This window comes from Noviherbaspirillum sp. (assembly GCF_035654295.1).
GTDB lineage: Bacteria > Pseudomonadota > Gammaproteobacteria > Burkholderiales > Burkholderiaceae_D > Noviherbaspirillum.
The window spans coordinates 17,836-28,455 of the sequence record NZ_DASRXF010000188.1 but is presented as its reverse complement, the minus strand read 5'-3'; the positions used below and the strand labels follow the sequence as shown (position 1 = coordinate 28,455).

At 65.7% G+C, this 10,620-nt stretch carries 9 protein-coding genes; all 9 read right to left on the bottom strand.

Going from position 1 to position 10,620, the window contains the following annotated elements; genetic code table 11:
• A partial coding sequence (locus VFF99_RS17785; RefSeq protein WP_325020262.1) for an N-succinylarginine dihydrolase occupies positions 1–1,082 on the bottom strand: 1,082 nt, incomplete at its 3' end.
• Positions 1,083–1,098: 16 nt separating this feature from the next.
• The gene (gene astD / locus VFF99_RS17780; protein WP_325020261.1) at positions 1,099–2,562 is read right to left on the bottom strand and encodes a succinylglutamate-semialdehyde dehydrogenase; all 1,464 of its coding nucleotides are present in this window, start codon (positions 2,560–2,562) and stop codon (positions 1,099–1,101) included.
• The gene (gene astA / locus VFF99_RS17775; RefSeq protein ID WP_325020260.1) at positions 2,555–3,592 is read right to left on the bottom strand and encodes an arginine N-succinyltransferase; all 1,038 of its coding nucleotides are present in this window, start codon (positions 3,590–3,592) and stop codon (positions 2,555–2,557) included. The genes astD and astA overlap by 8 nt, the downstream gene beginning before the upstream one ends.
• Positions 3,593–3,600: 8 nt before the next feature.
• Positions 3,601–4,620 carry an arginine N-succinyltransferase gene (locus VFF99_RS17770; RefSeq protein WP_325020259.1) on the bottom strand — a complete coding sequence of 340 codons (1,020 nt, stop codon included), beginning with the start codon at positions 4,618–4,620 and terminating at the stop codon, positions 3,601–3,603.
• A gap of 27 nt (positions 4,621–4,647) precedes the next feature.
• Positions 4,648–5,907 carry an acetylornithine/succinylornithine family transaminase gene (gene astC / locus VFF99_RS17765; RefSeq protein WP_325020258.1) on the bottom strand — a complete coding sequence of 420 codons (1,260 nt, stop codon included), beginning with the start codon at positions 5,905–5,907 and terminating at the stop codon, positions 4,648–4,650.
• Positions 5,908–5,988: 81 nt separating this feature from the next.
• A complete protein-coding gene (locus tag VFF99_RS17760) occupies positions 5,989–6,939 on the bottom strand; it encodes a GlxA family transcriptional regulator (RefSeq protein WP_325020257.1) in 951 nt (316 codons plus the stop codon).
• A gap of 104 nt (positions 6,940–7,043) precedes the next feature.
• Entirely contained in the window at positions 7,044–7,916 is an 873-nt protein-coding gene (locus VFF99_RS17755; protein WP_325020256.1) for a DMT family transporter, read from the bottom strand.
• A 59-nt stretch (positions 7,917–7,975) separates the two neighbouring features.
• Complete coding sequence (locus VFF99_RS17750) at positions 7,976–8,995, bottom strand: DUF1338 domain-containing protein (protein ID WP_325020255.1); 1,020 nt, start codon at positions 8,993–8,995, stop codon at positions 7,976–7,978.
• Positions 8,996–9,098: 103 nt separating this feature from the next.
• Entirely contained in the window at positions 9,099–10,604 is a 1,506-nt protein-coding gene (locus VFF99_RS17745; RefSeq protein ID WP_325020254.1) for an aldehyde dehydrogenase family protein, read from the bottom strand.
• Positions 10,605–10,620: the final 16 nt, after the last annotated feature.

Here is a 10,620-nt window from a genome sequence, read left to right as displayed (position 1 = left end):
ACGCCCTGGTCGATCGTCTCCGGGTCCTGCTGGACGAAGACGGTACGCTGTGCGTCGAGCCCGTGCAGGCGTGCCACTGCCTGGCTCGCTTCCAGCGTCTGCCGCGCCGGGAAACGCCTGGGCGATGGTGCTTCCGGATCGAATTCCACGCGGCCGTACACGAACATCTCGACGCCGGGCGCACCGTGCTCAGCGCACAGACGGGTGTGATTGGCCGCGCCTTCGTCGCCGAACGCGGGCGTCGCGGGGAGCGCATCGTGCACGGCAAAGTGCTTTTCATCGCCGAACAGCGCGCGCAGCGTGCGCGCGGTCTGCGTATGCTCGAAGGAGCGGTGCAGCTTGTTGTTCAGGTTGGCCACGGTGAAATGCGCGCGGCCGTCGGCGGTGTCCGCGGACGGGCTGACCGTCGCCGCATTGGCCGTCCACATGGGCGAGGCGGAATAGGCGCCGGCCAGGATCACCGGCGCTTCCGGATCGAATTCCACGCGGCCGTACACGAACATCTCGACGCCGGGCGCGCCGTGATCCGCGCACAGGCGGGTGTGATTTGCCGCGCCTTCGTCACCGAAGGCGGGCGTTGCGGGCAGTGCATCGTGCACGGCGAAGTGCTTTTCATCGCCGAACAGGGCACGCAGCGTGCGCGCTGTCTGCGTATGTTCGAAGGAGCGGTGCAGCTTGTTGTTTAGGTTGGCCACGGTGAAATGCGCGCGGCCGTCGGCGGTATCGGCGGATGGGCTGACCGTCGCCGCGTTGGCCGTCCACATGGGCGAGGCGGAATAGGCGCCGGCCAGGATCACCGGTGCTTCCCTGGCGGCACGGGCGATCACATCGGCATCGCTGCCGGTGAAGCCGATGCTGCGCAGCAGACGCAAGTTGGGACGTGCCTGCGGCGGCAGCAGCGCCTGCGCGAATCCGCGCGCAGCCAGTGCGCGCATCTTGGCCAGTCCCTGCAGCGCTGCTTCCTTTGGGTTGGACACGCTGTTGACGTTGTTGTAGGAAGCGACATTGCCGAAGGACAGCCCGGCGTAATTGTGCGACGGCCCGACCAGGCCGTCAAAGTTGAATTCGCGTGCGGTGCTCATGGTTTTCCTTGTTCGTTCAGAATGCCAGGCCGGGCGATAGTTGCTTCGGCATTTCCAGCACGCTGTTTTCGACGGTGGCGACCGGATAGGCGCAGTAATCGGCGGCGTAATAGGCGCTCGGGCGATGGTTGCCGGACTTGCCGATGCCGCCGAAGGGCGCGGTGCTGGCCGCGCCTGTGGTCGGGCGATTCCAGTTCACGATGCCGGCGCGGGCGCGTACCTGGAATTTCTTCCACAGTGCCAGGTCATCGCTGAGCAGGCCGGCGGCGAGTCCGTATTCGGTGGCATTTGCCGCACGCACTGCCTCGTCGAAGTCCGCCACGCGGATCACCTGCAGCAAGGGGCCGAACCATTCTTCGTCCGGAATGCCGCTGACGCCGGTCACGTCGACGATGCCGGGCGACACAAAGCCGGTGCCCTCCTGCAGCAGCGTCATCGGCAGCAGGCTCTTGCCGCCGCGCGCAACGAGCTCGTCATGCGCCTGCACCAGCTTGCCTGCCACCTGCGCCGATACCACCGGGCCCATGAAGGGTGCGGGCGTCTGGTCGAAGCGGCCGATGCCGATCTTCGACGCCACCGCCACCAGCCGCGCGACGAAAGCCCTCCCCTTCTCCGAGTCCTCGACGATCAGGCGGCGCGCGCAGGTGCAGCGTTGCCCGGCACTGACGAAGGCCGAGAAGATCGCGTGGTGCACGGCCGCGTCCACATTGCCCACGTCCCAGGCGACGAGCGCATTGTTGCCGCCCATTTCCAGCGCCAGCATCTTGCCCGGCTGGCCGGCGAACTGCCGGTGCAGCAAGGCGCCGGTCTGGTAGCTGCCGGTGAACAGGATGCCATCGATGCCGGGATGCGCGGCGAGCGCGGCACCGGTGTCGCGTCCGCCGTTGACGAGATTGATCACGCCCTCCGGAAGCCCGGCCTGCTCCCACAGCGCGACGGTCTTGATGGCAGTCTGGGGCGCGTACTCGCTGGGCTTGAACACAATGGTGTTGCCGGCGATGAGCGCCGGCACGATGTGGCCATTGGGCAGGTGGCCCGGGAAGTTATAGGGGCCGAACACCGCGAACACACCGTGCGGACGGTGGCGCAGGACGGCATCGCCGTCGGCCACCTTCGTCAGCGATTCGCCGGTGCGGGCATGGTAGGCCTGCACCGAGATATCGACCTTGTTGGCCATGGTCGTCACTTCGGTGCGCGCTTCCCACAGGGGCTTGCCGACTTCACTGGCGATCAGCGTCGCCAGTTCCTCACCGTGTTCTTTCAGCAGGTCGCGAAAACGCTGGCAGATGCCGATGCGAATATCGGCTGCTGCAGTGGCCCAGGCTTCAAAAGCGTTGCCCGCGGCCTTGCAGGCGGCATCGACTTCCGCCGCCGTGGCAGCATGCCCGCTCCAGGTCTGCAGGCCGGTGGAAGGATCATGGGCGGCCAGCTGCGGGCCGTCGCCGGCGATCCACTGGCCGTTGAGGTAATGGCTATGCATGGGGAGATTTCTTCGGAATGAGCGGCATGGCGCGCACCGCATCGCCGGTGCGGCATGCCAGCAGTTGCTGTTGTTCCACCGTCAGCGCGATGCGGCTGCGGTGGGGATGTGTTTCGGACGTGATCACGCGGAAATCCTGCATGCGTGTGGTCGCTACCAGCGCCGGATGATCTTCGCGTTCCAGCGTCAGGCCGGTGTCCACAATCGCGAGATCGCTGTCGCGCAGCGCGCGCAGCTCGCTCACGCGCGCCTGCAGCACGGGACCGGCATCGAAGATGTCGACATAGCCTTCGAAATACATGCCCTCCTGCTCCAGCAGCCGGCGCGCCGGCGCGGTATCGACATGCACGCGTCCGATCACTTCCTGCGCTTCCTGCGGCAGGTAGGCGACATAGAGCGGATGGCGCGGCATCAGTTCCGCGATGAAGGACTTCTTGCCGAGGGCGGTCAGGTCATCCGCGCGGTCGAACTCCATCTGGAAGAAATGGCGGCCGAGGCTGTCCCAGAACGGCGAGCGCCCGTCGGCGCGCTGGAAGCCGCGCATCTCGGCGATCAGCTTTTCCGAGAACAGGTGCGGGAACTGCGCGATGAACATGAAACGGCTCTTCGACAGCAGCTTGCCGTTGGTGCCATGGCGGTAATCCGGATGCAGGAAGAGCGAGCACAGTTCCGCGCAGCCCGTCAGGTCGTTCGACAGGTAGAGCGTGTCCATGCGGGAGAACACCTTGAGCTCCTTGCTGGAATGCACCAGCGTGCCGATCCGGTAGTTGTAGAACGGTTCATCGAGACCGACTGCGCTCTTGATGGCGCACACGCCGACCACCTTGCCAATGGCGGTGTCTTCCATCACGAACACATAGTCGCGCTGCGGCGGCGCGATCTGTTCCGCGAAGGAGGCGCAGGCGATTTCCAGGCGCTGCCCGAGCGCCTTGCGGTCCGGCTTGAGGGTGGTCATGCCGGACCCGACCTTCTCGGCCAGAGCCATCAGCCCGTCGAAATCCTGTTCCCTGATTGCGCGTACGACTAGCATCGGCGTCCTCACAGTTTCACACACAGCACGGCGTCGCCCGCCGTGACATCGAGCGCGCGCATGGCATCGTCATCGAGGCCAAGCGTTTCCGACAGCTCCGGCGGGGGGCATTGCGTCAGCACGGCGCGGAAGCCGTCTTCCCGCGCGACAGCGACCAGGAAGGCAGTGCGCTCCGTGTCGTCTTCCGCACACGCGGCCACGGTGCGCCGCATCGACTGCGAGAAGGAACGCAGTGCGTTCTTGTGCGCGCGCAGGATCGGGCCGCCGTCGAAGATGTCGATATATTCGTCGGGCTCGAAACCTTCGTCCGACAGGATGCCGAACGGCAGCTCGCCTTCGTCATGCACCTGCCCCATCGCCGCCTGCGCTTCGCCGGGCAGCAGCGGCACGTACACCGGATAGTGCGGCATCAGCTCGACGATCAGCGTGCGGTTGCGTGCGCCTTCGATCATGCGCTCCGCCTCCAGGAAGTCCATCTGGAAGAACTTGCGTCCCAGCGCTTCCCAGAATGGCGAGCGGCCGTTCGCATCGGTGATGCCCGACATCGAGGCGAAGAACTTGTCGCTGAAACGATGCGGCGCGACGGCGGCGAACAACAGGCGTGCGCGCGACAGCAGTGCAGCGCCATCGCCCATGCCGCTCCGGTTGTTCAGGTAAAAGCTGGACAACTGCGAATGGCTGGTGAGGTCGGAGCACAGCGTCAGCGCATGCACGTTGTGGCTGATGTTGAGGTCGCGCGACACCTGGCTCAGCACATCGTTGCGAAAGGCGAAGAAGGTGCCGCTGGAACCGGCGGTGGCGGAGATCGCCGCGGTACCCGCCACTACGCCGTCCGACTCCAGGACGAAAAAATACGCCTCTTCGGTCGGCATGTCGGGCTGCGCCTTGAACGAAGCGATGGATCGCTCCACCGCGCGCTCGATGGTCGCACGCGAGCGTGGCAGCGTGTGCACGCCGGGCGTGGTCACGCTCGACATTGCCTCCAGTGCCGGGATATCCGTGGCGGCGACGGGCCGGACGACGAACATAGGCTTCTCCAATCGATGCTGCATGGATTATTTGTTGGCGGCCAGCACCGCATCCAGCGCGCGGCGCAGGCGCGTCACACCTTCGTCGATCTGCGCATCCGACACCACCAGCGCCGGCAGCAGTCGCACCACGTCCGGCCCGGCGATGAGCAGCATCAGCCCTTCCGCTTCCGCCGCCTTGGTGATGTCCTTGGCCTTGCCGCGCCAGGCGTCGGCCAGCACCATGCCCAGCATCAGGCCGCTGCCGCGCACCAGCGAAAACACTTGCGGGTAATCGCGCACGATTGCGTTCAGCTTGCCGACGAGGTGTTGCGCGGCCTGCTCCACGCGGGACAGGAAAACCGATGTGTTGATGGTCTGCAGCACTCGCAGCGCGACAGCCGCGGCGAGCGGATTGCCGCCGTAGGTCGTGCCGTGCGAACCGACCGAGAATGCAGCGGCGATCTCCGTGGTGGTCAGCATGGCGCCGACCGGATAGCCGTTGCCGAGTGCCTTGGCGGAGGTCAGGATGTCCGGCGTGACGCCGTAGCCCATGTAGGCGAACAGCTTCCCGGTGCGGCCCATGCCGCATTGCACTTCGTCGAAGATCAGCAGCGCGCCCTTGGCGTCGCAGAGTTCGCGCAGGGCCTTGAGATATTCGGGACTGGCGGGCAGCACGCCGCCCTCGCCCTGCACCGGCTCGACCACGACTGCGCACACGTCGTCCGTGATCGCCGCGCGCGCGGCGTCGATATCGTTGAACGGAATGTGCTGCAGTTCGGGCGGCAGCGGCTCGAAACCTTCGGTGTACTTCGACTGCCCGCCGACCGAGACCGTGAACAGCGTACGGCCGTGGAAGGAATTGACGCAGGAGACGATGCGCGACTTGTGCGGGCCGAACTTGCCGTGCGCATACTTGCGCGCCAGCTTGAAGGCCGCCTCGTTGGCTTCGGCGCCGGAATTGCAGAAGAAGGCGCGCTCGGCGAATGTCGCAGCAGTGAGCGCGCGGCCCAGTTGCAGCACCGGCTCGTTGGTATAGCCATTGCCGACATGCCACAGCGTATCGGCCTGCGCGCGCAGCGCTTCGACTACGGCGGGATGGCCATGGCCCAGGCTGGTGACGCCGATGCCGGCCGTGAAATCCAGGTATTGCCTGCCCTGCTGGTCCCACAGGTCCAGGCCCTTGGCGCGCACCGGCAGCATGGTGCTGGGCGCGTAGGTCGGCACCAGCACTTCGTCAAAGGTCTGGCGGGTGACTGGTTCCACCGGGGAAATTGCTTCTCTGTCAACGCGTTGGATCGATTGCATTCCGTGCTCCGTCTGTCTTGGATGATGGAATTATAGGAAGGCGGCGGGGAAAACTCTTTTCAAACTGCGACGCCGACTTTCTTAGGCGGGACGCAGCTTGCGCTGCCGCTCCTCGCGCGGGGTGATGCCGAACAGGGTGCCATAGGCGGTGGAGAAATGCGATCCGGAGGAAAAACCGCACATCAGCCCGACCTGCACGATGGAATGGTTGGTATCGAGGAGCAATTGCCGGGCGCGCTGCAGGCGCAGTTCGAGGTAATAGCGGGAAGGCACGCTGCCCAGGTATTGCTTGAACTGCCGTTCGAGCTGGCGGCGCGAGATGCCGACGAGATTGGCGATATCGTCGGTCGCAAGCGGCTCTTCGATGTTCGCCTCCATCAGCGCGACGGCTTCCGAGAGCTTGGGCTGCAGCATTCCGAAACGCGCCTGCAGCGCGGTGCGCTGGCGGTCGGATTGGGCGCGCACACGATCGATGCACAGCGCTTCCTTGACCTGCGCCTGCACATCGGTGCCGTACAGCGCCTCGATCAGCGTCAGCGAAAAATCGATGCTGGCCATGCCGCCGCAGCAGGACAGCCGGCCGCCGTCGAACTCGAACAGGTTGGGCGTGAGGATTGCGCGTTCCGCCGCTTCGTCCGTCTCGCCGTACAGCGGCCACGGCAAGGCAGTACGCAAGCCGTCCATGACGCCGGCCTGGATCAGCCACAGCACGGGGGCCCCGACCGCGCCCCAGATGGCCGAGCGCTTGCAGGTGTCGACCAGCGCGCGCAGTTGCGCCGGCGGCAGCGGAAAGTATTCTTCGTCGCCGACGACCAGCCCGATATGCCAATACCTGGCCGCGGCTTGGGCTGCAAGCAGCGCCTGCAGCGGAAGCACGTCGACTTGCAGGCGATCCGGGCCGAGCAATCGGGCGGTGACCTGCCACGGCTGCACGACGCCGGCCAGCGAAATGGACGTGCCCCTGCCCGCATCGATCAAGAGCATGCGCAAGGGCGCTTCCTGTCCAAGGCTGGCGAGGCTGTTCAATGACATGGGTTGAAATGAAATGCCTTACATCACCGGCATTGTCATGCAACACGCTCCCGGCACCAAGCCCCGTGCCGGAAATCGGAAAGAGTCCGTCGCTTTGAGGAAAGTCATGCCCGCACCGTCCGGGCCGCGGGCCGCCACTGGCTCACGATCATCCCTGCGATGAGCAGCAGGCCGCCGGCGATGCTGCGCGGGGTCATGACCTCCGCCAGCCAGAAGTAAGCCGCGATCGCGGCGCAGGCCGGCTCGAATGCGTACACGATGGCCGCTTCGTTGGCGCTGGCGTGGCGCTGGCCCCAGGTCTGGAGCGAGATGATGGCGGCGGTGGCGAACACGCCGAGATAAAGCAGGTTGACCAGATTGCCGCGCACCCTTTCCTCGATCGACGGCCAGGCGACTGCCTGCGGTTCGGCCACGACTATCCACGCCGCCGCGCACACCGCGACCGCAATGATCTGGATCGCGGTCAGCGCCATCATGTTGTCCGCGCGCCGGGTCAGGCTCTCCATCAGCTTGACGTACACGCCGAAGCAGAGCGCGCCGCCCAGTGCGAGCGTATCGCCGGCGCTCCATGCGCCGCCGTCCCAGCACATGGCGAACAGGCCGGCCATCGACAGCACGACCGCGATGATGATGCGGTTCTCCGGCATGCGGCCGCCCGCGATGCCGAGCAGCGGCACGATCAGCACATTCAGGCCGGTGATGAAGGCGTTGCGGCTGGCGCTCATCTGCGCCAGGGCTTCGACCTGGAGCATGAAGGCCGCGAACAGCAGCAGGCCGAGGATGGCGCCGGCGGTGTAGTCCTTCCGGCTTGCGTGCAGCAGGAAGGGGGACAGCAGCAGGCCCGCCATCGCAAACCGCAGCAAGGCGATCCAGACCGCGGAAAAGTGTTCCGACAAGTCCTTCATCGCCGGAAAGGTCGTGCCCCAGACGACGGTGACGACCAACAGCGCAAGTACACCCTGGATATGCTTCGGCATTGTTTCTGAACGTAAAGAATTCGGAGGGCGCCTATTGTATCGGTATCGGCGCAAAACGCTTATCGCGCTGCCGCCGTCATCTTGAAGATTGCCTGGGCATTGCCTGCATCGAAGCCGAGATCCAGCTCCGGGGTATCCGGCGCCGGCGCGCGGCTGATGAACTCATAAAAGCTGCCCGGCACCTCGCGGCGAACGATGCCGCCCTGCCCCTCGCGGAATTCGCGCGCGACGGTGTCCGCCCTGAACGCGGTCTGCCGGATGCGTCCGCTCTGCGACACTTCGATGCCTTGTTTCATCGGCCGGCCGAGCGCTTCCTGCTCGCGCACGAGGCGCTCGATATCGTCGACACGATCGGTCACGTGGTTGAAGACGTTGCCCTCGGTGGCGATCCATGCCATCTCGTCTGACTCTTCGCGCAGGATCGCGTAGTCGGCCAGGGCGGGAATATCGTGCTGGCGCGCGAAGCAGGCCTGGAGTTGCGGCAGCAGCGCGGCGGCGTCCTCGAATGCGAGACGGCCGTCGCGCGCCAGTTCATGCAACAGGCATTGCGCGGCGGGCGGCAAGGGGTCCGCCGAGGAGGAGACTACGCGCGTGACGGCTTCCTGGAAAGGCAAAGAAAAGCGCTCGGGATGCAGTTCGCTGACGAAGAATTGCGGCATTTCCTGCGGATTGTCCGCATGCGCGTAGGAGCGGCCTGTCATGCCGATCCGATCGAGCGGGAATACGCCGTTCAGGCGATACCCGAGCGGCTCGAGAATGCGCGTGAACGCCGCCTCGCCGGGCGGCAGCCGGCCATTCCGCATCCAGCGCACGGTGCGCAACGCGCCGTGGTCGTGGAAGACCTTGCCGCCGCGCGCTGCCACTTCTTCGGTGTAGGCCAGGCCGGCGGGCACGCGCTGGAGCAGGTCGAAGAACAGCACCATGTTCAATGCCTGCGCCAGTTCCTTGCGCGACACCCATCCGCATTCCCAGACGCTGAAGCCGGACGGAATGGCCATCAAGCGCATGACGCGGGCCGCCTGGTCCGCTCCGATGGCTTTTTCGACGAGATTGAAGAGATTACTGTTGTGGGATGCCATCAATGGGTCCTTTCGTAACGATGCGGACAGCAGGCGTCCGCCCCGCGCCTGGGAGACAGGCGCGGGCTTGTGTTGGATGGGGAACGAATGCCGCGCGGGCGGTTCAGAGATCGAAACTGATCCCTTGCGCCAGCGGCAGTGCGCGGCTGTAGTTGACCGTGTTGGTGGCGCGCCGCATGTAGGCTTTCCACGCATCGGAGCCAGACTCGCGTCCGCCGCCGGTCTCTTTCTCGCCGCCGAACGCGCCACCGATCTCTGCGCCGCTGGGGCCGATGTTCACGTTGGCGATGCCGCAGTCGCTGCCGCTGGCCGACATGAACAGTTCGGCCTCGCGGATGTCGTTGGTGAACACACTCGACGACAGGCCTTGCGGGACTTCATTGTTCCAGGCGATCGCCTGCTCCAGCGACTGGTAGCGCACGACGTAGAGAATCGGCGCGAAGGTTTCATGGTGCATGATCGCGGTCTGCGCCGGCATCTCGGCCAGCGCCGGCCGCACGTAAAAGCCGTTTTCGCATCCGCCGGGATGCACGCGCTCGCCGCCCGTGACATTGCCGCCATCGCTGCGCGCCTTCGCCAACGCATTCTGCATGGCGTCGAAGGAGGCGCCGTCGATCAGCGGGCCGACCAGCGTCCCCTGCTCCAGCGGATTGCCGATCGGCAGGGAGGCATAGACTTTCTGCAGGCGCGGCACCAGTGTGTCGTAGACGCTTTCATGCACAAACAGGCGGCGCAGCGTGGTGCAGCGCTGCCCTGCCGTGCCGACCGCGGAAAACACGATGGCGCGGGTCGCCAGTTCGAGGTCGGCGCTGGGCGCGACGATCATTGCATTATTGCCGCCGAGTTCGAGGATGCTGCGTGCGAGGCGCTGCGCGCAGGCCTGGGCCACGGCTCGTCCCATGCGGGTGCTGCCGGTGGCGCTGATGAGCGGGACCCGGGGATCGTCGACCAGCGCCTGCCCGCATTCATGGCCGCCGACGCTCAGCTCGGAAAGTCCTTCCGGCGCATCGCTGCCGAAGCGCGACATTGCCCGGTCGAACAGGGCCTGCACCGCGATTGCCGTCAGCGGTGTCTTCTCGGACGGCTTCCACACGACACTGTTGCCGCAGACGAAGGCCAGCGCGGCATTCCACGACCACACCGCGACCGGGAAGTTGAAGGCCGAGATGACGCCGACCGTCCCAAGCGGATGCCAGGTTTCCATCATGCGGTGGCCGGGACGCTCGGAGGCGATCGTCAATCCATACAACTGGCGCGACAGACCGACCGCGAAATCGCAGATGTCGATCATCTCCTGCACCTCGCCCAGGCCTTCCTGCAGGATCTTGCCGGCTTCCATCGTCACCAGCCGTCCCAGCGCGTCCTTGTGCGCGCGCAGTTCTTCGCCGAACAGGCGGACCAGTTCACCCCGGCGCGGCGCGGGCACCTTGCGCCACTGGCGGAAGGCGGCATCGGCGCGCGCGATCTTTTCGCTCACTGCCTGCGGCGTGTCGGCCCGCAACGAGGCGAGGGTTTCGCCGGTGATGGGCGTCCGACTGCGGATGTCATCGCCCTGGTACTTCGACAGGTCCGCCCCCAGGGCGGACAACAGCTTGTGCACGGTCTCCATCCTTCATCCCTTTTTC